Here is a 22,045-nt window from a genome sequence, read left to right as displayed (position 1 = left end):
ATTAAAGAGAATATAATAATAAAATCCCCCTCATATAATCTCACCACTAATAAATTATACAGACTAATCATAATTGTGCAAGATGTGAGGGGGATTTTTATAAATATAAATAGCTAGACAGTAGATAATTAATTACGTTCTTTAATTTCAATCTTAATAGAATTAAAGAATTCTTCAAATGGTACAGAACCTAATTCATCACCACCGTGTTTACGAACGTTAACTGTGCCTTCTTCAACTTCTTTATCACCCACAACAAGCATGTAAGGAACTTTTGCCATTTGCGCTTGGCGGATTTTGTAGCCGATTTTTTCGCTGCGATCGTCTACTTCTACGCGTACATAGTCGCGGTGCATTTGTTTTGCCAATTCCTTAGCATATTCAACATGTTTTTCAGAGATAGGCAAGATTTTAACTTGTACAGGAGCCATCCATGTTGGGAATGCGCCTGCATAGTGTTCAGTTAAGATACCAATGAAACGTTCCATAGAGCCGAAGCATGCACGGTGAATCATGATAGGACGATGTTTTTGACCATCTTCACCAATGTATTCAATTTGGAACCGTTCAGGCAAGTTCATATCCAATTGAATAGTACCACATTGCCATGTACGACCTAAGGAGTCTTCGATATGGTAGTCAAGTTTAGGACCGTAGAATGCGCCGTCACCAGGGTTGATTACGTATGGAATACCTTTCGCTTCAATAGCATTACGCAATGCTTCTGTCGCTGCTTCCCAAATGGCGTCATCACCCATTGCATTATCAGGTTTAGTGGACAATTCTACATGATATTTCAAGCCGAATTGACTATAGATACGGTCAAATAATTCGATAACTTTCATCAACTCAGATTGCATTTGAGATGGCAACATGAATACATGCGCATCATCTTGCGTGAACGCACGTACTCGGAACAAGCCGTGTAATGCACCAGATAATTCATGACGGTGAACTAGACCGAGTTCAGCGTAACGCAATGGGAAGTCACGATAGGAATGCATTTCGTTTTGGTAAACCAAGATACCGCCTGGGCAGTTCATTGGTTTAATTGCATATTCTTCTTCGTCGATAATTGTAGTGTACATATTTTCACGATAATGGAACCAGTGACCAGATGTTTCCCACAATTGTTTGTTCAAGATGATTGGTGTACGGATTTCTTCGTATTCAAATTCATGGTGAACTTCGCGCCAGAAGTTTTCTAATTCGTTGCGAAGAGCCATGCCTTTTGGCAAGAAGAATGGGAAGCCAGGACCTTCTTCTTTGATAACGAACAAACCAAGTTCTTTACCAAGTTTACGGTGGTCGCGTTTAGCTGCTTCTTCAAGCAAGTGAAGGTATGCATCAAGTTCTTCTTTCTTTTCAAATGCTGTACCGTAAATACGTTGTAACATTTTATTTTTTTCATCGCCACGCCAGTATGCACCTGCAATGCTTTGTAATTTGAAAGCTTTCACCTTACCAGTAGATGCCACGTGAGGTCCTGCACAAAGATCGATGAAATCGCCTTGAGAGTAGCAAGAGATTACAGCATCTTCAGGAAGATCTTGAATCAATTCTACCTTGTAATCTTCATTTTTGGCTTTAAAGAATTCGATAGCTTCTTGACGAGGCATAACGGATTTAGTAATCAGTAAATTTTCTTTTACAATACGGCTCATTTCCTTTTCGATTTTATCCAAATCTTCAGGAGTCAAAGTATGTTCCATATCGATATCATAGTAAAAACCCTTATCGATAGCAGGACCGATAGCCAATTTAGCTTCAGGCCATAAACGTTTAACAGCTTGTGCCAAGATATGAGAAGCTGTATGGCGCAAAGTATGTTTGCCCCCTTCATCTTCGAATGTTAAGAACGCAACTTCAGAACCATCTACAAGTTCTTCGCGAAGGTCTGTTAATTCGCCATTTACGTTTGCAGCTAGTACTTTTTTAGCCAAGCTGTTAGATAGTTGTTTTACTGCTTCCCCAAGAGTAGTGCCAGCAGCGTATTCCTTTGCACTACCATCAGGTAAAATGATTTTTACATCTGCCATTTTTCTTTCCTCCAATTTATAAACTAGGATAGCTTTGATTTTCTACTTTCACCAATATACCTACTTACCACACAATACATAAACATTGAGTACTTAGCTTGTAGAAATTGGGTAATAAAAAAAGACCTTCTATCCCTACAAACAAGGGACGAAGATCATTCGCGGTTCCACCCTAGTTAACTACCTATACCAATATATGTGTATAGTTAATTCACTTCATTAAGCCCGATAACGGTGGCGGCCGTACTTGCCTACTTAGGTTCGACAAATCAGTTTAAAGGGGGTAACTCTAATATATGTGTAAGGCATTTCCAGCATCAGCCTCTCTCTGGTACACAGGGATAAAAGAATCATGTCCTTTGCATCACTTTTACTAGATTATAGTATCATAGAGGACTAAAAAATTCAATACAGTTTATCTGTAAATTTCTTGAAAACTATAAATTGTAATTTTTTAAATCCATAAATTGTAAATCTTCTCTTCATTTATATTGATACATTTATATTTTAAAGAAAACAGCCCGAGAATGATATGCTCCCCTTTACTAGACAACCAGTAAAGGCAGAACATATCAGAATCTCGAGCCATTTTATATGTATTATTTATAAATTAACGTTTGAAGTTTATAGACAGCATAGCGCCAATTACTTTTTCCAATTTGCTAGTGGAAAGGTCTGGACCTTTGTAAAGTGTTAAGAGCACGTCATTAGAATTATCTTGTTTAGATACCATCATAACGCCACTACCGCGAGCCCCGTTATCATCGTAATCTTTCGCTACGATAACAAGGTTCAAATAATGGTCCTTCATGTATGTATACACCTTGCTTGTACGCGCAGAGGAACCAATCATTTTTGCCATGTTCATACCACGGTTAAATACGATTGCATTTGCATTATGAGGATTTGCCGCTAATTGTTGCTTCTCTTCCTCATTTAGAGGCATGAGGTTTACCATGAGGGAGTCACCCATCTTGCCGCGGAACATGGCTGGCATCGTTTCGCGCACATCATCAGGAATGCCTGTATCAGCAGTCAATTTCAATTCCTTAGGAACGGTCATGTATAAAACGCCCTTGCTATTGCGTCCCACCTCTGTTGTACTGAGGTCTACAGCGCTAAGCATAATAGAATCTTTAATGGTCGCCACTTGATTAGCCAATGGTTTTTCAGGAACGCCACGGCTCGCCAATTGTACATCGCCAGATTTAGTTTTCTTCAATGTTTCCACGTTCCAACTTGCGCCTTTTTTGTCTGCATCGCTAGCTTCTGTGAAAGCATTCGCCCCGTCTTTTGTGCCTACATATACATATGTTTGAGCTGGGATGATAGTATCTGGTGCGCCAGACTTATTGAAAGCCGCACCGTATACCACATTAGGAATCACAGTAGAACCAATTTGTAAATTGTTGTTAGTTTGGCTTTCAACATCAAAATTGATATTCCCTGTGAAAGTCATATCAGGACCATGGTTGATAACAACCACATCCCCGGCTTGAGGAATGATTACAGGGCCTACAGGACCCGCCATAGCTACACCTGCCATAGATGCTCCAAGGCAAGCTGTTAATAATGTGCGTTTCAAAATAGATTGTTTCATAGATATACTCTCATTTCTCTACAATTCGTATACATTTAATATAATTGTAAATCTAGTATAGTCACAAAATTTCCTCATACAATTTACAATCATGATTATACTTTATCTTCTATAGTGACATAGTCGGATAAACTACTTAATACTTCAAGCGCCAAAGGCCTTGTAGATGATGTGCAGCGCAACATGCACCGCCCACTCGTATCTACAGAGGTCATAACACCTAAATATTCATAACCTTCAATGATGCGATTGATGAAATTCGTATGCTTAGGATCAATGTAAAAGTACACATACGCTTCTTCTCCAGAGGTGGTTAAGTCAGGTACATCTGGAAATGCGCCGATAGATTTACTCGGTCCTAATGGTGTACCGCTCATAAACTATCCTCCTTCGCATCACCATTATATCATTTAGATTTTTATAAACTAAACTAGATGGACTATCTTATATAGCTAATAGGCTTACTACCATTTTGAAAATAGTATCTATCTTTTTCTAAATAGTAACTATCTTTTAGACTTTAATTAGTCTTCGATACCAGTTTTTTAACTATTCACCCTCTTTAGGTTTGCACTCACGGCGCATCATGGAGTACGGTTCAAGTGGTGTATCCATATAGATACGTACTTTCATTTGTGCATGAGGTGCTACATCAATAGGATTGCCATCTTCATCTGTCATTTTTTCGATAACAGTTTCAACGAGTTCCCCTTTTGGCTGACAGAATTCTACCTTATCGCCCACCTTGAAGTTATTACGTTGTTCAAGATCAACGTATTTTTCTTCTTCGTTGTAGCCCATAACTAAACCGATGAAGTCATGACTTTGGGTATTCGTAGATTTACCATAGTTTTGAGCCGTTTCATCAGGACGACCTTCTGCAAAGCCATCTGTGTAAGGACGATGGGAAATCTTTTCTAATTCTGCAAGCCATTCTGGACGAACGTACCAGTTTTTGCCTTCTTTAAGATATGTATCAATCGCTGTGCGATATACTTTCGCCACTGTTGCACAGTAGTGAACGGATTTCATACGACCTTCGATTTTAAGGCTATCAATACCAGCTTCATATAGATCTGGAATGCGGTGAATCAAGCACAAGTCTTTAGAGTTAAAGATATACGTACCATGTTCATCTTCTTCGATTGGGTAATATTCACCAGGTCGATTAGACTCTACAAGAGAATATTTCCAACGGCAAGATTGAGAACATTGACCACGGTTAGCATCGCGATTACCTGTCATATAGTTAGACAATAAGCAGCGACCGGAGTAAGAGATACACATAGAACCATGTACAAAGGACTCAATTTCAATATCTACATGGTCCTTCATTTCTTTAAGGTCTGCTAAGGATACTTCGCGAGCCGCTACAACACGTGTGGCACCAAGTTCTTTCCACATCTGAACTGTATGCCAATTCGTAGTAGAAGCTTGTGTACTTACGTGAAGCTCTAAACCCGGAGCTACGCGCTTAGCAAGGCTAAAGATACCCATATCTGCAACGATGATAGCATCAACACCGATACTTTCAAGGAATTTCAAATAATCCTCTAAGCCTTCGAAGTCCTCGTTGTGAGGAATAATATTGCATGTAACATGGAGTTTTTTACCATGAGCATGTACGAATTCTACAGCTTCCTTTAATTCCTCATCGGAGAAATTAGAGTTACCTGCGCGCAAGCCAAAGCGTTTGCCTGCGCAATATACGGCATCCGCACCATAGCGAATAGCCATTTTAAGCTTGTCCATATTACCTGCAGGACAAAGCAATTCCATAAAATGTTCTGCCATTATTTGTTGTGCCCTTTCCACACACTCACACTCATACCATCACCCATGGGATAAATAGTGGTGTTAAACAATTCTTTATTTTCAACATATGTTAAGTATTCTTGTAACCGTTTTACGATAGTTTTGAACCGTTTTGGCGGTTCCTTATCGCCCCTTACATAGCCTCTAAAGAGTACATTATCTGCAAGAATGACGCCCCCTTCTTTCACATGTGGCAGAATAAGTTCAAGTTGTTTTAAATATTGCCCCTTTGGTCCATCTAAAAACACTAGATCGTATTCGCCTGTGAGTTCCGTTAAGACTTGAGACGCATCGCCTTTCAGCAATGTAATTTTATCGGCATAATCGGATTGGTTAATATAGTATTTCGCCATTTCATAGCGCACATCATCCAATTCAATGGAGGTAATATGCCCTTCCTCTTCGTCAAGTAATGGTGCCATCAACAAAGCGGAGTAACCAATGGCTGTGCCCACCTCTAACACAGAGGTGGGCCGGTATAAACCTATTAATTCTTCAAATAGATGAACCTCAGATTCTCGTAAAATCGGCACATCATTAATCATCGCGTAAATACGCTGTTCATTTAAAATATCATTTAATATCATGAAAGTAGATTAAATCTCCTACATTATCTATTGTTAGTACCACTAGGAACTACCAACGTAGAGCGTTCAGCCGGATTTGCAGATTCTACCTGAATTTGTGGTACTTGTTGTGCATTAGGAATAACGTTCTGCATCGATTCAGGTACAGGTGTCGTCGTTGGTACATACGTATTGGTATTTGTATTATTTCCATAGGATGGAGCAGTTGGCGTAACTTGCGTCGATGATTGATTTTGTGTTGAACCTGGTACAGGATCTGGGACCTCAGCCGCTGGAACTGTAGTTGGTGTGTATTTATAACTAGGTTCTACATCAACATATTGAGAATCTGCTTCCACTGCTTCTGCAGAACTATAATTATAATTAGGCTCTGTAGTCGCTACTGCTACGTCATAGTTAGGACCAGCTTGTGCAGCTACTTCAGTATTAGCAGAAGAATTTTTTACTGTGTCAGCGCCATAAATTTTATTAACCTCTGCTAAATGTTCTTCGTATGATTTAGAGAAGTGATTATGCCCCTCTTTATCTGCTACGAAGTATAAATAATCTGTATTTTCAGAGTGTAATACTGCATCTAAAGCTTTTTTACCAGGGTTTGCAATTGGTCCTGGTGGTAAACCTTTAGATACATATGTATTATATGGGCTTTGCAATTGTGTATCACCAATCGTTACATTTTCCTTTGCATAACCAAGTACATAGGAAATAGTCGCATCAGATTGCAATGGAATACCATGAGCTAGACGCTTTTTGAATACCCCTGCAATGGTTGGACGGTCTGCATCAAATAACGACTCTCGTTCAACGATAGACGCCAAAGTTACAAAGTCATGAATACTCATATGTTGAGCTTGAATTTGTTTCTTCACAGCTGGTGTGAGATAACGATTCATTTCATCCGCCATCATTTGAATAACATCACGAGGTGTAGCCCCTACGGGGATTTCATACGTACTTGGGAACAAGAAGCCTTCTACAGGATATGTAGCAGGTTTTGTGCCTTTCATGTATGGGTATGGTACATAAGTTTTAGCTTCAGCCAAGAAGTCCTTCGCCTTCATGATTTGATTCTTTTCAAGAACGATAGCGATATCCCCAACTGTATAGCCTTCAGGAATTGTAACACGAATAGATTCTACATGACCTTCTTGTAACAAAGAAATGAGTTCGCGCACAGTTACCTTATTAGGTATTTGATAATGGCCAGTTTGAAGCTTATCATTGGTACCACTCAAGTATAACCAAAGCTTAAAGCCTTGAGTTGAGCGAATAAGCCCCCTTTCAAAAAGCATATCTGCAATTTCAGTACCCGTTTGACCTTTTTCTATAACGACTACTTGTGTTCCATCATCTTGAGCAAAGGTATTCGGTACAAAGTACAATGCACCAAGGCCTCCACCAATAATTAATATACCTACAATAACTAGGATCAAAATATATCTTAAGGCTTTTCTCACGTTGTTGAGTTCCTTTCTGTAACATAACAGTATATCAATTCATTATACCATAAACTCTATATTTCCCCTATATAAAAGGGCAATGATTACGCTTATTACATTTTATGCAATATATTAATTTTGTGAATTTGTTATGCCTTTAACATAAATGTAGTCTCGTCTTTGTACAACAATGATAATGTATAACAAAATAAAAATAGCGCATTGTCCACTGACAATACGCTAAATTTATGCTAAAGACGATTATTCGTCTTCATCCATGTCTTCATACAATTTTACTAGAGTTTCAAAGTTTTCATCTTCTTCATCCAAAGGTACGTATTCTTCTACGCCTTCTTCGTTTGTTTCGATGCGAGCCAAGATCATGTATGTGTCATCTTGACCTTCATGATCAGCATCTTCATCTTGTACATGCACAAGAACGGCATACTCTTGACCTTCATGACTCAAGATAACATCTTCTGTGAAGTATTGTTTATTACCATGTTCGTCTTCGAATTCCAAATAATACACTTCACCTTCAAAATTTTGGTCAACCATTGGAAACCCTCCTTAAGGAAAAATACTTATTTATTAAACTGCAAGCGATCTAGATATCCTTGCAAAATTACAACCGCTGCCATTTTATCGATAACGGATTTACGCTTTTTACGGCTCACGTCAGCTGCGATGAGTTGACGTTCAGCCATAACAGTAGATAACCGCTCATCCCAATATGTAACAGGTAAATCGATGACTTCCTTCATTTTTGCAACGAATTCTTCAGTCTTTTCAGCCCGTTCACCTTTTGTACCATTCATATTTTTCGGCATACCTACCACAAGTTCATGTACTTCATATTCAGAAATGAGTTCTTGTAAGCGATTAAAGTCTTTTTCTAGAGATGTTCTACGAATGGTTTCAATACCTTGTGCAGTCATGAGCAGTGCATCGCTACAGGCAATACCAATAGTACGGCTGCCTACATCTAATGACATAATTCTCATTATAGTTGTTTAGCCTTTGCGTATTCTTTCAACAATTCTTCAATCAAGTCATCACGCTCTAAACGGCGGATATCGGAACGCGCATTATTATAACTTGTTATATACGCAGGATCTCCAGAGATTAGATACCCTAAGATTTGATTAATTGGATTGTAACCTTTTTCTTGAATAGATTGATAAACGCGAGTGAGCACCTCTTCAGCGGTCATCGGTTCATCGTCTACTTTACGGAATAACATGGTTTCATCTGAAACGTTCATCGTATCCCTCCTTTTTATTACATCGGCAGATTTCACCATACAAGTGAAATCTCACCTACTATTATACTTGAATTAAAGCTACAAAGTCAGTAACTTTTTATGCATTATAAAAAATTTCTATAACAGATACAAGTATAATTATAAAATTATATGCCTATTGTAACATAGATTTTAAGGCTTCACCACCAGCTTTTAATGCTTCCATTAATTTAGCTGGCTCTTTGCCACCTGCTTGTGCCATATCCGGACGGCCACCGCCATTACCTCCAGCTACTTGAGCTGCTGCTTTAACAATATTACCTGCTTTTGCACCTTTAGCAACGACATCTTTAGATACTTTACATACAAAGTTTACCTTATCATCACCCATAGCAGCGCCTACAAGAACCACACCAGAGCCATTCAATTTATCAAGGCCCATATCAGCTAAATCACGCAATTCATCGATGGAGGACGCCTTTACAGCTGCGGCAACAAATTCAACATCACCTATCACAACTTTACCAGCAACGATGTCAGCTGCACCCGCTGCAGAAACTTCTTTACGAATTTGTTCTAATTCTTTTGCTGTGTCTTTAGCTTCTGTCAACACTTGGTGTAAGCGTTCTTCTATTTGAGGTGCTTTAGTTTTAAGCTCGCTTGCCATGCGTTCAATAGTCAAACGATCTTGTTTTGCTGCATCGAGAGCTGCACGACCTGTAATCGCTTCAATACGACGTACACCAGAACCGATACCAGCTTCAGATGTTAAACGGAAGGAACTAATGAAAGCTGTGTTGCCTACATGAGAACCACCACATAATTCAACGGAGAAGCCAGGAACCTCTACAACGCGAACTACATCGCCATATTTATCACCAAAGAGTGCCATCGCACCTTTCGCTTTTGCTTCGTCCATGGACATTTCAGCGATAGCTAGGTCCGTAGCTTTTAAAATTTCTTCATTTACAAGTGCTTCGATTTGATCAAGTTCCTCTTGTGTTACAGGGGAGAAATGAGTGAAGTCAAAACGCAAGTAATCAGGAGTTACTAGAGAACCAGCTTGGTTAACATGCTCGCCAAGAACCTTTTTCAATGCTGCATGTAACAAGTGTGTTGCTGTATGATTGCGGGCCATTGCTGCGCGACGATTTGTATCCACTTCAAGCGTTACATCGTCACCTTCAGAAATAGAACCTTCTATAACAGTACCGATATGATATACAGTGCCTTCTGGTAAACGTTTTGTATTATGAACCTCTACCTTACCCATTGGGCCCACGATAAAGCCTGTATCACCTAATTGACCGCCCCCTTCAGCATGGAAAGGAGTAGTGCGTACGATAACAGTAATTTCATCGCCGTCAGCTGCTGTTTGCAAGCGTTCAGAACCTTTACCAAGCATCAATACGGAGGATGCAGTTTCTGCTTCATCTTCAACAAGTTCTTCATCTTTCAAGAATGTAATGTCTGGTGTTGCTACCTTCGCATCTTCTTTTACACGAGCTTCACGAGCGCGTTCGCGTTGTTCTTTCATAGCAGCTTCAAAACCTTCATGGTCGATTGTAAAGCCGCGTTCAGAAGCTATTTCCTCTGTTAATTCCCAAGGGAATCCATATGTATCATATAGTTTAAATACTTCTGTACCAGGAACAACAGTTGCTTTTTCAGCTGCAAGTGTATCAATCAAGGAGTTTAATAACTCAAGACCTTGTTCCAATGTTTGGTTGAAGCGTTCTTCTTCATTTTGTACAACACGCTTAACGAAGTCTTGTTTTTCAGCGATGGATTTAATACCAGGGCCAAGAATGTCTACGACTACATCAATAAGTGGTGTTAGGAAGATACCTTCAATACCAAGTAAACGGCCATGACGTACAGCACGGCGTAAAATACGACGCAATACGTAGCCGCGACCTTCGTTGGATGGCAATACGCCATCGGAGATCAATGCAGTGACAGCACGAGCATGGTCAGCAATAACCTTCAAAGAAACATCTGTATTTGGATCTTCGTTATATTTCACACCGGCCCGTTTTGCAGTGGCTTCAATAATTGGGAAAATCAAATCGGTTTCAAAATTTGTTTTACAACCTTGTAATACGGAAGCCAATCGTTCAAGACCGGCGCCTGTATCAATATTTTTGTGTTGTAATGGTTCATAAGACCCATCTGGCATTTTATTGAATTGTGTAAATACTAAGTTCCAGATTTCAAGATAGCGATCACAGTCACAACCTGGTGCGCAATTAGGGTCATCACAACCATGTTCAGGACCTTGGTCGAAGAAAATTTCACTGTCAGGACCACATGGGCCTTCACCAATTTCCCAGAAGTTATCTTCAAGGCGTGTAATATGGCTTTCCTCTACGCCACAATCATTGTGCCATGTATCATACGCTTCTTGGTCATCTGGATATACAGTAACATATAATCTATTTTTATCGAGTTTAATAACTTCAGTTAAGAACTCCCATGCCCAGTGAATCGCTTCTTTTTTGAAGTAATCACCGAAGGAGAAGTTACCAAGCATTTCAAAGAATGTATGGTGACGAGCTGTGCGGCCTACATTTTCAAGGTCACCAGTACGCATACATTTTTGGCTTGTTGTAATACGATGACAAGGAGGTACCAACTTACCTGTAAAGAACGGCTTCAATGGCGCCATACCTGCCCCAATCAATAACAAAGACGGATCGTTTTCTGGTATAAGAGAAAAACTATCTAATTTTAAATGTCCTTTACTTTCAAAAAACTGCAAGTATGCTTGACGCAGTTCATTACCCTTCATGTGTATATTCCTCCTAAAATTATTTACTCTTCATTATAACTCAAAAACGATATAAAATCTATTAAAAACATTGAGATTATGCGGAATTTACGCACTTTCACACCAATTCAAGCAAACCGCAAAAAATATAATTTTAAATCCATATTTTTTACAATGAAAGTAAAAGTCAAATTTAATCAATGCTAGTTAAATCATAAATAATGAACATAAAAAGAGGTTATACAAATCAACAAAACAAAATTGATTCGTATAGCCTCTTTTATAGCTAGTTATTAAATTAGCGTACAACGCGTTTTGCGCCGATGTAACGTTCACCCCAATAGCCAGTATCAAGGTCTGCTACTGCAACACCACGACTGGAAGTGGCGCTGATGAACTTGCCATCGCCAATATAAATACCGGAGTGAGATGGACCTGGTTCATAAGTTTCGAAGAATACCAAATCCCCTGCTTTCAAGTTCGCACGAGAAACTTCAACACCTACATTATACTGTTCATCTGCCAAACGCGGTAAAGAAATACCTTGTTTTTCAAATACATATTTAACATAACCGGAGCAGTCAAAGCCACTTGGAGTCGTACCGCCAAATACATATGGTACACCACGGTATTTGTCAGCTTCTGCCAAGATTGCGTGAATGCTGCTAGGTATTTCATTTTTCGTAATATTGTTTAATTTAACGTTCTTGCCATTAATGGAATGACCAGCGATACGACGGGATGTCGCATTACTGTTTGTAAAAGCGGATTTCGTTGCTACTGCTTTAGTTGCTGCATTTTGGGTCAATACTGCCTTCGTAGAACGAGGAGCACCCATCAATGCATTATACGTAGCAGGGCCTACGATACCATCCACCGGAAGGCCACGATCTTGTTGGAACAGACGAACTGCCCACTTCGTTTCCTTACCATATACACCATTTTTATCTGTAGCATTATAGCCGTGTTTAATTAGTTGTTGTTGAACCGCTGTAACACTTTTGCCCTTATCACCATATTGTAATGTTGTTGCGCCAACCATGGCTGTTGTGGCACACACAAAAGTTAATGTTAATGCCGTTATTTTAACCTTACTATATTTTGACTTCATATGCTTCCTTTCCAAAAAACTTTTAAAGTAAGTTATTTATTCAAAATATACTAACCGTCTATTTATTTGCATTCACAAATACAGCTAGTCTTCTTTGCTTTTGTTAGTATAAGCCTCTGGTGCCATAAAAACATCTGCACTGCTTGGTCCGAGTAACGGAGCCTCTTCATGCTCTTCAAAATTTATAGCTGACTTAACCCAATACAAAGGCCGTTGCTTCACCTCTTCAAAAATACGACCTACATACTCGCCAATAATTCCCAGTCCGACGAGTTGAATTCCACCAATAAACAAGATTGATACGCCCAAAGTTGTCCACCCATTCAAAGCTTGTCCTGTAAGATATACATACAAAAGATGTAAGATGAGCAAAAAGCTCATTCCACCGCAAAGTACTCCTACATACAAGGCGGCCCGTAAAGGTACCCTTGAAAAAGCGGTTACACCATCGAGAGCAAATCGAATCATTTTACGCACACTAAACTTTGAGACACCTGCAAATCGAGGTGGTGCCACAAAGTGCAACTCTGCTTGTCTGTACCCTAAGGCGCCGACAATACCACGCAAAAATCGACCATGTTCTCTGAATCGTTTCAACGTGCCCAATGCTTTACTATTCATGAGGCGAAAATCGGACCCGCCTTCAACAATAGGAACATCGGCCATTTTGTTCATCAGTTTGTAATAATACTTAGACGTGAAAGATTTAGCCCAACTAGCGTCATCAGTTGAATCGCGTATGGTACGCACCACATCATACCCTGATTCCCACAATCGAACTAGTTCAGGAATCAATGCCGGTGGATGCTGCATATCACCGTCCATTGTAATGACTGCATCGCCATGAGCATAATCAAGCCCACATGTAAGTGCCGTTTGATGCCCAAAGTTACGAGCTAACAATAACACTTTAACATGTTTATCATTGAATGCAATTTCACGCAGTATCATAGCTGACGAATCACTAGATCCATCATCCACGAAGATTAATTCATAATCATACGTGAGACCTGACATAACATCAGTTACAGCTTTATAAAAGTTCGCTATATTTTCCTCTTCGTTATATACAGGCACTACAATAGAAAGTAACATAAATCCTCCAAAGTATTTTACTCACATATTTTATGTTAATTAGTAAATTAAGGCAAATGCTAAAGGTTAACAATAGGACTGATAATGTTTATAAAGACAGTAAACAAGCTACTTCTCTATAAAATACCAATAAAACCCTTCATTTATCCTTTATATAAGTACAGTAAATCAATATTATATTAATTTATTCATCAAGCTACTTAATAAAGTAATTTATAAAAAATATTTATTTTATTAATATAGAAACAAATATGATTTTTTCTGGCTTTATCAACTATTAATCAAAAAATTATATGAATTTTTATCATAAAATTATCAAAAACGCCTAATTTCATCTACCTTTCATGAAGAAGAGACCCGTTAAGGGTCTCCTTTACTATAATCCAGCAGCATCAATCCAAGATTGTAAATCTTCCTCCGCCAGTTCCATATCTTCTATATAAGCACCAGCTACAACTGGATATTTAGCGACCTCTACTGTATGTAAAATGGAATCATCGCGACCATTTTTATAAGTCCCAATCCAGATTCCAGAAAATTGTGATTCATACCATTCTACAGGTTGATCAGTTTCATTAAAGTTAATCGTAATATGACCGCGTCCAAGTGTTTCTAATACTTCAACTTGTTCTTCCTCTGTTAAACCTGTTTTTTCAATATAAATCGAATATGTCTCACCATTTTCACGCAAATTCTTTAGAGCCAAACGCAACTCATTTAAAACGGCGCGAACATTACCATAATTTTCAATCATAAATACTCCTATACAGAAACTATCTTTACATTCTATAAGCTATCTATACATTATATGAAATTTCCACTTTATGCTTTAGGCTCAACTGTTACGCCCCATTCTCGTAGGACATGCAAAATACGTTTTTTAACCTCAGGCAAGGCACATTGTACCGGCCCGCTAGGTTCAAAACCAATTTCCAATGATTCCGGTTCTACACCGATAACCACTGCATCTTCTAATGGATCTTCTTGAATAGCACGGATGCGTAAAATATCTTGCATTCCTACTTCATGTACAGAAATATGTTCCGTAAAATATTGTTCCAATTCCTTATGAGGAAATTCATATATAGTTCCTGGAGCATCTCCACCATTAATAGCGTCTACAAGAAGAATTTTCTTCATACCACGCATATACGTGAGTAATTCCATCCCCATAGTGCCACCATCAATAATGGAAATTGCAGGTGTAAATGTGAAAGATTCTTTCAATTCTTTTACTACATGAACACCTAACCCCTCATCGGTAAGCAAAATATTACCGACTCCAAGTAGGACAATTTCATTATCTCCATCATCATAAAGGCTGTTTAAATCAATACGCGGACCCTCTGAGTCCGCGTATTGTTTCAAGCCACTGATGATATCAGTACTTGTATTAGTCATTTTCTTGTAATTCTCTTTCTCTAGGATCATTAGGATCACTTGGACGATATGTAGTACCAGATGGTTTATCAATACGTTCCCCACGACGGCGTTTACCATTGAGGTCTTCAATATCAATTGGGTCATGAGCGTAATATTTCATACCCGAAACCATAGCAGATACTTCGCCGGATTCCTCCATAACGTCTTCTCGGAATGCCATATACACGTGAACAATAGTAAAGAACAAGAATCCCCACGCAATGTAGTGATGGATAACATGGACTTTATATTCACCGCCAAATAATGTAATCACTGGTGCAAATAAAGTTCCTAGAATACCATTAGGATTAACCATCGAATACATTGCAAAACCCGTTAAGATTTCAAAGAAGAACATAATGTATACCATCATATACGCAGTTCTAGCTAAGGAATTACGAAGCCAATGATGTTCATGTTTTTGAGGAATCATTAAATAGTGCAATGTTGTTTCTTTAAGACCGTACCAATACCGTTTTTGACGGAATTTAGGTAATAATCTATCCCCTCGGTTCCAAAGAGCGCCTGCAAAACGGAAGATAAAGGAGAATGTTAAGATAACACCTGCAATGAAATGAACACGTCGCATAGTTTCCATAGAGAACCAGCCATCAATAGCAAAAGTTGGTTCAGGGTTACCCGTAATCGCAGCAAAGCCTGGATCACCAATATATAGTCCTGTCCAGAATAAAGCCGTTACACTAAGCACCATAGTCCAGTGGAATATGCGCAGCCATAGACTAAATACGACATACGCCTTTTTGTCAGTATGTATTAACATAAGCCCACCACCCTTTATTTACACAATGCATCTGTATTGACGGAAACAATTTTTTCGCCTTTTTTATTGTATAAATGGGTTGCACATGCGAGGCATGGATCAAAGGAGTGAATTACCTTCAAAATTTCAAGTGGTTTATCTGCAATTTTTACATGTGTATCAATCATGGAATCTTCATAGGCACCATGTTCATTAGCTGCAGTTTTAGGGCACGCATTCCATGTAGATGGTACGATACATTGATAGTTTGCAGAGCGTCCATCTTTAATGTGTATCCAGTGCCCCAAACCACCACGAGGCGCATCTACTAGGCCAACACCTTTAGCATCTTTATCCCATGTGTTTGGCTCAAACTTAGTCATATCCGCTACTGTAGTATCACCATTTTTGATATTAGATACAAGTTTGTTAAAGAAGTATTGGCTAATATTTGCCGCTACTTGTGCATCAAGACCACGACATGCTGTACGTCCTACCATAGTAGTCATCCATACATGAGCTGGTACACCCAATACTTGTGATACTGTATCAATTTGACGAACAATCATAGATTCAGCCCAAGTTGGGTCTTTGATTATGCCTTGTTTTACCTTTGTATACACAACAATATATTTTGCTAATGGACCAACCTCTGCGGTTTTCCCTTTGAAAGTTGGAGATTTAATCCAAGAGTATTTTTTATCTTCATCAAGGAATTCCCATTTTTCTTTTGTACCAGATTTAGGACCCGTAAATTTAGGATCAGTAACACCTTCAATAGGATGAAGTGTTTTTGTTCCATCTGGGTATGTAAACCAGGAATGATCAACCTCTTCACTAAGGTATTGAGGATCCATAAAATCCTTACCTTCTAATGGGATGAAAGTTGCTTTATCTACACCTAACGCAAAGTTTTCAACAACGCCATTGGAACGAACAATACATTTCTTATGATAGTCACCATTAGAAGTGCCTGTGTAAGTATCATCTGGATAATCACCATAAGACATAACGCGTTTCTTCGCAAGTCCACCACCATCGATCATACCTTTTTCTACATAGATTTTGCCAATAGCTAGTAAATCTGGTAAATAAAAATTATCTACTAAGTCTTTAGCTAATGCAATAGATTGTTCAACAGCTCCTAGGCGTTGTGTATTGATAGGTGCATTCATATCATTCATCGAGATAGAACATGGCATGCCACCTACAATGTAATGAGGATGAGGGTTTTTACCACCAAATACAACGTGAGGAATTACAATATCCCGTTGACGGTCAAGAATATTCAAGTAATGGGATACGGCCATTAAATGAACCTCTGGTGGCAACAAATTATAATCAGGATGATCCCACCATTGGGCGGAGAAAATACCCAACTGACCAGATTCAACTATTTTCTTAACCTTTTGCTGTACAGCCGTAAAGTATGCTGTAGTAGCCTTAGGAAACTCTTTAGGATAAGCAGAGTCTTTGGATGCTGTTTCAGCAGGTGCTAAACCGCTTACATTATATGTAGCCAATACATCATTTTGTAATTGTGCGGTTTTAGCAGGGTCGGCACTAAGAGCTGCTACTGGGCTAACCCAGTCAAGGGCATGTAAATGATAGAAATGCACAATATGATCATGCACATCTAGACTACTATGCATAATATTACGTATATAGTTTGCATTTTTAGGAATTGTAATACCAAGCGCATCTTCAACAGCTCTTAACGAAGCCAAGGCATGTGTTGTAGTACATACACCACAAATACGTTGTACGAACGCCCAAAGGTCACGAGGATCGCGGTCTTTAGCAACAAGTTCGATACCGCGCCAAGCAGTACCAGAAGACAATGCATCCTCTACTTTACCACTCGCTTCATCAACTTTTATTTCAACCCGTAAATGACCTTCAATACGGGAAATCGGATCTACTACTACGCGTTTCATTAGTGACCTCCTCCATTATTATGTTTCTTTTCATCCCATAAGCCTTGTTCTTTTAAGCGTTTTTCTTCTTTCATATCAAGAATTTTATTACGCGTAAGAGTTGCAGCACCATGAACGATAACTGCTGCAGTAGCACCAACAGCAGCTACTGTACCGATTGTATCAGCAGTCGTGATGGTATTAGCCAATGGAATATCTGGTAAACGTTTGTAGAATACGTCATTATCCCAGAAGCCCTTTTCAGAGCAACCAATACAACCGTGACCGGATTGAATTGGATAGGATAAACCATTCCACCAACGTAAGTTACCACAAGAATTATATGTTTGAGGTCCACGACAACCTACTTTATACAAGCACCAACCAGATTTGGATGCATCATCGTCGAATTTTTCAACAAAGAGTCCAGAGTCAAAGAAGGCACGACGGTAGCATGTGTCGTGAATGCGATTGCCATAAAATTGTTTAGGACGGCCTTGAGAATCAAGAGGTGGAATTTGACCGAATAATGCATAGTGCATGATTACGCCAGTCATAACCTCTGGAATTGGAGGACAACCAGGGACCTTAATAATTGGCTTGCCAGATACAACGGAAGATACAGAAACTGTATTTGTTGGATTTGGTTTTGCCGCCTGTATACCGCCCCAAGAAGCACAAGAACCATATTCTATGATTGCTGCAGCTCCTTTAGCTGCTTCTAATAGAGATTCTTTAAATGTACGTCCACCTACTGTACAATAAACGCCATCGTCATCAAGTGGTACACCACCTTCAACAGCCAAGATATATTTACCGGCTTTTTCTTTGATGATTTTTTCTAAATGTTCTTCTAATGGTGCACCAGACGCTGCCGCCAAAGTATCATCATATTCAAGAGAAATCATGTTCAAAATAACATCAGAAGTAAAGGGAGAGGATGAACGGATAAAAGATTCACTACAACCAGTACATTCATGACCATGCAACCAAATCACTGTAGGTAATTCAGTTGTTTCGGCAGCCTTAACAACGGTGTCTAACATCGTTGGAGGTAGTCCTAAAATAGCAGTGAGTGCTACACAGGATTTCATAAATGTTCGTCGACTCAAACGGCGTTCTTGGAAGAGTGTCCACAAACTATTTATACGATTCTTCATGGAATATAGCCTCCTTACAACAACTTTGCGCAATATAATTATATTACTTAATAAACTACAACGTTTATGACGGAAATCATTTTATTAGCGTCCTCTATCACTTTGAAGAAGTTCAACCAACATGATGACAATCATATTTTTACTATTTTATTATATCACTTAACATTTTTGAAAACTATGAAATTTAACAAAAAAGCTGTATATAAGAAATTAACTTTCCTTATATACAGCCTCATGTTATTCATTTCCTAAGAATTCCTAGTTATTAATTAATCAGATAACTTCCTTTATTAGAGACTCAAGCATATCTGCTTTTTTATAGCCCACAAGGGAATCGAGCATTTTGCCATCGCGGAAGAATACTAAGGATGGAATACCATCAACATCTTCTTTTAACAAAATACCGCGAAGATTTTTATCTTCTGCATTAACACTAAAGAATTCTACTTGACCTTTTAAACGCTCTGCTACGTCTTCAATCTCTGGGCGCATAACAGTGCATGGTTCGCACCAACCAGCCCAAAAATCAACAATAGCTAAACCTTTAGCGCCAAGCACTTTCTCATCAAATTCTTGTACACTAGTAATTGCTGTAATTGCCATGAAGTTCTCCTAACAAAGATCTACAATCTTATATACTATCAATTATATGTTAAATATAGAAGCAAGCAATCAATAAGCCGAGTTCTGTTCCGCTTGCGCGGTGACGATTATCTTTCTAGGCGTACAGTCGCCTGCACGCTCGAGCGACACAACCCGGAAGGTAGGCGGGACCACCCTTAACCCTTCCCTATTCGGTCTTGCTCCAGATGGGGTTTACCGAGCCAGCCTGTTACCAGACTGCTGGTGAGCTCTTACCTCACCTTTCCACCCTTACCACTTACGTGGCGGTTTCCTTTTCTATGGCACTTTCCCTAAGGTTACCCTCGCCAGACGTTATCTGGCATCCTGCCCTATGGAGCTCGGACTTTCCTCGAGTCTTATAGACTCGCAACCGTCTTTCATACTTGCTTCAATTCAGTTTATCATAGCTAACAATTTGTTGCAAGAAAATGCATCATTACACAAAGAAGAAATCATTTTGTTCTATGAAAGCTTTCACAGGAACAGTAAGCCCTGCAGAGATTAAATAGTCACGTAAACCATGTGCCACTATAGACTCAGTTCCAAAATGCCCCGCATCAACTACGAGTAAGCCTAATTCCTTAGCCATTTGCGCCTCATGATACTTCACATCACCTGTAATATAGGCATCTACATGTAACCGGGCAGCATCCTTAATAAATTCTGCACCTGCACCAGAGCATAGAGCAATGGATTGAATCGCTTTCGGCACAATACCAGCAAAACGAATGTTAGCATCAGGCAACGCTTCTTGTACCCATTCACGGAAAGAATCTAAGTTTAATGCATTAGGCAAGCGACCTACCCGTCCTAGATATTGAGTTGAACTAGTAGGCTCGACTATATTCAAAACCTCATAAGCAACTTCTTCATATGGATGAGCAGCTTTCATAGCCGCTACGACTTCGCTTAAATGCGTACCATCAACGATAGCATTCACTTGTACCTCAGGAACCACTGTCAAAGCGCCAGCTGCCCCAATGACAGGATGAGAATCTTCATTACCAACAAAGCGTCCTTCCCCATGGATACTGAAACTACAATGCTCGTAATTGCCAATTCGGCCTGCCCCTGCATCGCCCATCGCCAAACGAACCGCATCAGCCGAGCTTTCCGGTACAAAGGTGATCACCTTATAGAGCGCCTCTTCACCAGTTTTAATAAAGCCCTTAACATCTGTAAGCCCCAATTGCTTTGCCAACATATCATTGAGACCGCCTGGAGCGATATCAAGATTTGTATGAGCACTATATACGGCAATCTTATGTTGAATCAGCTTATTAATCGTACGCCCTTGAGCAGTATCACATGATATCTGTTTCAACCCTTTAAAGATTAATGGGTGGTGGCTAACAATTAAATTACAATTTTGTTCAATAGCATATTCTACGGTTTCTTCTGTTACGTCTAACGTAGTCACTACACCTGTAACAACTACATTCCGATCGCCCACCATTAAACCTACATTATCCCAAGACTCTGCATAAGAACGCGGTGCTAATTGCTCCATCAAGGTAATAACTTGTTGAATCGTTATCATACAACTCACTTCTTTCTATTTATTCTCTAAAAGATTACGAAGAAAATTAACTTCCTGCTTTAAATCCTGATATTTATCAGTATGATTTAATTTCTCTGTCATATCATCTAATGCACATTGTCGTTGATATATTAAATACTCTATATATTTCCTCCAAAGTGGTGGTCTATCTTGTTCCAATAAAGCCCCTACAGACCACAACAAGGAGTCTGCCGGTAACGATTGATAAATATCTACATATTCAGTCATACCTGTATAAGCTTTCACGCAGTCATTGCGTATTGCTAAAAATGCTGTATAGAGCTTACCAGCATCTTCTACGATGATTTCTAGAACGATAACATATCCCTTTTGAACCATATATTGACGTAATTCTTTTTGTCCATTCTGTGGTTGGAGTACATAAAACTCTAATGGTTCTGGGCCTGCATCTACAATATCCCGCATTAAAAAGCCACCCATACCACAACAAATGACGCCGTTCAACTCGCCCTTTTCTGTCACTTTAAGACCATCGCCTAAACGACAATCTACTTTATCGGCTAGTCCACAAGACTCAACATATGATCTTGCAGACTCTAACGGACCTTTATGTACATCACCGGCAATGACATATTCAGCGCGTTGACGGTTGATGAGCTCTACCGCTAAATAGCCATGATCGGTACCGATATCGGCAATGGATTGCGCCTTTGGTACGATTGAGAATACCGCTTCTAGGCGGTCCATCATAGGTCTAGGTTCCATAACTTCCTCTACTATTACTAATTATATATTACTAACTATTCATTCTTAATTCTTAATTATTTATTCTTGATTATTTTTTGCTTATTTATTTGCTTATTTATTCTCGTTTATTTATTTCTAAACATAATACTATTCAAAAATAAGCTTTGTTAAGTTACAAAAATAAATGAATTACAT

The 22,045-nt window shown here is 39.1% G+C and carries 20 protein-coding genes, 1 other RNA gene and 1 other annotated feature; all 21 genes read right to left on the bottom strand.

All coding sequences use genetic code 11. From position 1 onward, the window contains the following. Window positions 1-128 precede the first annotated feature (128 nt). The 21 genes from thrS to PK1910_RS01200 all read right to left on the bottom strand — a co-directional run bounded on the left by thrS (window position 129) and on the right by PK1910_RS01200 (window position 21,868). Window positions 129-2,039: a threonine--tRNA ligase gene (gene thrS / locus PK1910_RS01300; RefSeq protein WP_287511254.1), complete on the bottom strand. Its 1,911-nt coding sequence runs from the start codon at window positions 2,037-2,039 to the stop codon at window positions 129-131. A 141-nt stretch (window positions 2,040-2,180) separates the two neighbouring features. Continuing rightward, window positions 2,181-2,413: a binding site (T-box leader), on the bottom strand. A 236-nt stretch (window positions 2,414-2,649) separates the two neighbouring features. Next, on the bottom strand, window positions 2,650-3,639 hold the full coding sequence (locus tag PK1910_RS01295; protein WP_287511255.1) for a hypothetical protein: 990 nt from the start codon (window positions 3,637-3,639) through the stop codon (window positions 2,650-2,652). A gap of 95 nt (window positions 3,640-3,734) precedes the next feature. Next, entirely contained in the window at window positions 3,735-4,016 is a 282-nt protein-coding gene (locus PK1910_RS01290) for a DUF4911 domain-containing protein (protein WP_287511256.1), read from the bottom strand. Between the two features lie 172 nt (window positions 4,017-4,188). After that, the gene (locus PK1910_RS01285; protein WP_287511258.1) at window positions 4,189-5,433 is read right to left on the bottom strand and encodes a peptidase U32 family protein; all 1,245 of its coding nucleotides are present in this window, start codon (window positions 5,431-5,433) and stop codon (window positions 4,189-4,191) included. Further along, entirely contained in the window at window positions 5,433-6,041 is a 609-nt protein-coding gene (locus PK1910_RS01280; protein WP_287511259.1) for an O-methyltransferase, read from the bottom strand. Before PK1910_RS01280 ends, PK1910_RS01285 begins: the two co-directional genes overlap by 1 nt. Before the next feature lie 23 nt (window positions 6,042-6,064). Next, on the bottom strand, window positions 6,065-7,498 hold the full coding sequence (gene mltG, locus PK1910_RS01275) for an endolytic transglycosylase MltG (RefSeq protein ID WP_331299192.1): 1,434 nt from the start codon (window positions 7,496-7,498) through the stop codon (window positions 6,065-6,067). Window positions 7,499-7,741: 243 nt separating this feature from the next. Continuing rightward, window positions 7,742-8,038 (bottom strand): DUF1292 domain-containing protein, encoded by a 297-nt coding sequence (locus PK1910_RS01270; protein ID WP_008601328.1) that lies wholly within the window; start codon window positions 8,036-8,038, stop codon window positions 7,742-7,744. Window positions 8,039-8,064: 26 nt separating this feature from the next. Next, window positions 8,065-8,484: a Holliday junction resolvase RuvX gene (ruvX, locus tag PK1910_RS01265; protein ID WP_004696363.1), complete on the bottom strand. Its 420-nt coding sequence runs from the start codon at window positions 8,482-8,484 to the stop codon at window positions 8,065-8,067. Beyond that, the gene (locus tag PK1910_RS01260; RefSeq protein WP_004696366.1) at window positions 8,484-8,744 is read right to left on the bottom strand and encodes an IreB family regulatory phosphoprotein; all 261 of its coding nucleotides are present in this window, start codon (window positions 8,742-8,744) and stop codon (window positions 8,484-8,486) included. The genes ruvX and PK1910_RS01260 overlap by 1 nt, the downstream gene beginning before the upstream one ends. Window positions 8,745-8,898: 154 nt before the next feature. Beyond that, window positions 8,899-11,514, bottom strand: coding sequence for an alanine--tRNA ligase (gene alaS / locus PK1910_RS01255; RefSeq protein WP_288565701.1), 2,616 nt, complete (start codon window positions 11,512-11,514; stop codon window positions 8,899-8,901). A gap of 277 nt (window positions 11,515-11,791) precedes the next feature. After that, window positions 11,792-12,604 (bottom strand): C40 family peptidase, encoded by an 813-nt coding sequence (locus PK1910_RS01250; RefSeq protein WP_287511263.1) that lies wholly within the window; start codon window positions 12,602-12,604, stop codon window positions 11,792-11,794. Window positions 12,605-12,688: 84 nt separating this feature from the next. Continuing rightward, window positions 12,689-13,699 carry a glycosyltransferase family 2 protein gene (locus tag PK1910_RS01245; RefSeq protein ID WP_004696372.1) on the bottom strand — a complete coding sequence of 337 codons (1,011 nt, stop codon included), beginning with the start codon at window positions 13,697-13,699 and terminating at the stop codon, window positions 12,689-12,691. 376 nt (window positions 13,700-14,075) lie between these two features. Then, the gene (locus tag PK1910_RS01240) at window positions 14,076-14,453 is read right to left on the bottom strand and encodes a hydrogenase expression/formation C-terminal domain-containing protein (RefSeq protein ID WP_004696374.1); all 378 of its coding nucleotides are present in this window, start codon (window positions 14,451-14,453) and stop codon (window positions 14,076-14,078) included. A gap of 68 nt (window positions 14,454-14,521) precedes the next feature. After that, on the bottom strand, window positions 14,522-15,100 hold the full coding sequence (locus PK1910_RS01235; protein ID WP_004698675.1) for a HyaD/HybD family hydrogenase maturation endopeptidase: 579 nt from the start codon (window positions 15,098-15,100) through the stop codon (window positions 14,522-14,524). Further along, the gene (cybH, locus tag PK1910_RS01230; protein WP_118091347.1) at window positions 15,093-15,902 is read right to left on the bottom strand and encodes a Ni/Fe-hydrogenase, b-type cytochrome subunit; all 810 of its coding nucleotides are present in this window, start codon (window positions 15,900-15,902) and stop codon (window positions 15,093-15,095) included. The genes PK1910_RS01235 and cybH overlap by 8 nt, the downstream gene beginning before the upstream one ends. 14 nt (window positions 15,903-15,916) lie before the next feature. Further along, complete coding sequence (locus PK1910_RS01225; RefSeq protein ID WP_024061955.1) at window positions 15,917-17,818, bottom strand: nickel-dependent hydrogenase large subunit; 1,902 nt, start codon at window positions 17,816-17,818, stop codon at window positions 15,917-15,919. Beyond that, a complete protein-coding gene (locus PK1910_RS01220; protein WP_119563196.1) occupies window positions 17,818-18,957 on the bottom strand; it encodes a hydrogenase small subunit in 1,140 nt (379 codons plus the stop codon). The genes PK1910_RS01225 and PK1910_RS01220 overlap by 1 nt, the downstream gene beginning before the upstream one ends. Window positions 18,958-19,230: 273 nt before the next feature. Next, window positions 19,231-19,560, bottom strand: a complete 330-nt coding sequence (locus PK1910_RS01215; RefSeq protein WP_004698670.1) for a thioredoxin family protein — start codon at window positions 19,558-19,560, stop codon at window positions 19,231-19,233. Between the two features lie 57 nt (window positions 19,561-19,617). Beyond that, window positions 19,618-19,968, bottom strand: an RNA gene (gene rnpB, locus PK1910_RS01210) — RNase P RNA component class A. Between the two features lie 49 nt (window positions 19,969-20,017). Next, window positions 20,018-21,121, bottom strand: a complete 1,104-nt coding sequence (locus tag PK1910_RS01205) for a Nif3-like dinuclear metal center hexameric protein (RefSeq protein WP_287511266.1) — start codon at window positions 21,119-21,121, stop codon at window positions 20,018-20,020. A 15-nt stretch (window positions 21,122-21,136) separates the two neighbouring features. Next, window positions 21,137-21,868: a tRNA (adenine(22)-N(1))-methyltransferase gene (locus PK1910_RS01200; RefSeq protein ID WP_287511268.1), complete on the bottom strand. Its 732-nt coding sequence runs from the start codon at window positions 21,866-21,868 to the stop codon at window positions 21,137-21,139. Between the last annotated feature and the right edge of the window lie 177 nt (window positions 21,869-22,045).

The organism is Veillonella parvula, from assembly GCF_036456085.1.
Taxonomy (GTDB): domain Bacteria; phylum Bacillota; class Negativicutes; order Veillonellales; family Veillonellaceae; genus Veillonella; species Veillonella parvula_E.
Note: the sequence above shows the minus strand (reverse complement) of the source record. Positions and strands in the feature narration are given on the sequence as shown.

What these genes read in the sequence shown, in the direction of transcription:
- PK1910_RS01280 (WP_287511259.1), bottom strand. Translation starts at nt 6,041, where the DNA reads ATGATATTAAATGATATTTTAAATGAACAGCGTATTTACGCGATGATT.
- ruvX (WP_004696363.1), bottom strand. Translation starts at nt 8,484, where the DNA reads ATGAGAATTATGTCATTAGATGTAGGCAGCCGTACTATTGGTATTGCC.
- PK1910_RS01270 (WP_008601328.1), bottom strand. Translation starts at nt 8,038, where the DNA reads ATGGTTGACCAAAATTTTGAAGGTGAAGTGTATTATTTGGAATTCGAA.
- PK1910_RS01250 (WP_287511263.1), bottom strand. Translation starts at nt 12,604, where the DNA reads ATGAAGTCAAAATATAGTAAGGTTAAAATAACGGCATTAACATTAACT.
- PK1910_RS01220 (WP_119563196.1), bottom strand. Translation starts at nt 18,957, where the DNA reads ATGAAGAATCGTATAAATAGTTTGTGGACACTCTTCCAAGAACGCCGT.
- PK1910_RS01215 (WP_004698670.1), bottom strand. Translation starts at nt 19,560, where the DNA reads ATGGCAATTACAGCAATTACTAGTGTACAAGAATTTGATGAGAAAGTG.
- PK1910_RS01245 (WP_004696372.1), bottom strand. Translation starts at nt 13,699, where the DNA reads ATGTTACTTTCTATTGTAGTGCCTGTATATAACGAAGAGGAAAATATA.
- cybH (WP_118091347.1), bottom strand. Translation starts at nt 15,902, where the DNA reads ATGTTAATACATACTGACAAAAAGGCGTATGTCGTATTTAGTCTATGG.
- PK1910_RS01240 (WP_004696374.1), bottom strand. Translation starts at nt 14,453, where the DNA reads ATGATTGAAAATTATGGTAATGTTCGCGCCGTTTTAAATGAGTTGCGT.
- PK1910_RS01295 (WP_287511255.1), bottom strand. Translation starts at nt 3,639, where the DNA reads ATGAAACAATCTATTTTGAAACGCACATTATTAACAGCTTGCCTTGGA.
- thrS (WP_287511254.1), bottom strand. Translation starts at nt 2,039, where the DNA reads ATGGCAGATGTAAAAATCATTTTACCTGATGGTAGTGCAAAGGAATAC.
- PK1910_RS01200 (WP_287511268.1), bottom strand. Translation starts at nt 21,868, where the DNA reads ATGGAACCTAGACCTATGATGGACCGCCTAGAAGCGGTATTCTCAATC.
- PK1910_RS01290 (WP_287511256.1), bottom strand. Translation starts at nt 4,016, where the DNA reads ATGAGCGGTACACCATTAGGACCGAGTAAATCTATCGGCGCATTTCCA.
- PK1910_RS01285 (WP_287511258.1), bottom strand. Translation starts at nt 5,433, where the DNA reads ATGGCAGAACATTTTATGGAATTGCTTTGTCCTGCAGGTAATATGGAC.
- alaS (WP_288565701.1), bottom strand. Translation starts at nt 11,514, where the DNA reads ATGAAGGGTAATGAACTGCGTCAAGCATACTTGCAGTTTTTTGAAAGT.
- PK1910_RS01235 (WP_004698675.1), bottom strand. Translation starts at nt 15,100, where the DNA reads ATGACTAATACAAGTACTGATATCATCAGTGGCTTGAAACAATACGCG.
- PK1910_RS01225 (WP_024061955.1), bottom strand. Translation starts at nt 17,818, where the DNA reads ATGAAACGCGTAGTAGTAGATCCGATTTCCCGTATTGAAGGTCATTTA.
- PK1910_RS01205 (WP_287511266.1), bottom strand. Translation starts at nt 21,121, where the DNA reads ATGATAACGATTCAACAAGTTATTACCTTGATGGAGCAATTAGCACCG.
- PK1910_RS01260 (WP_004696366.1), bottom strand. Translation starts at nt 8,744, where the DNA reads ATGAACGTTTCAGATGAAACCATGTTATTCCGTAAAGTAGACGATGAA.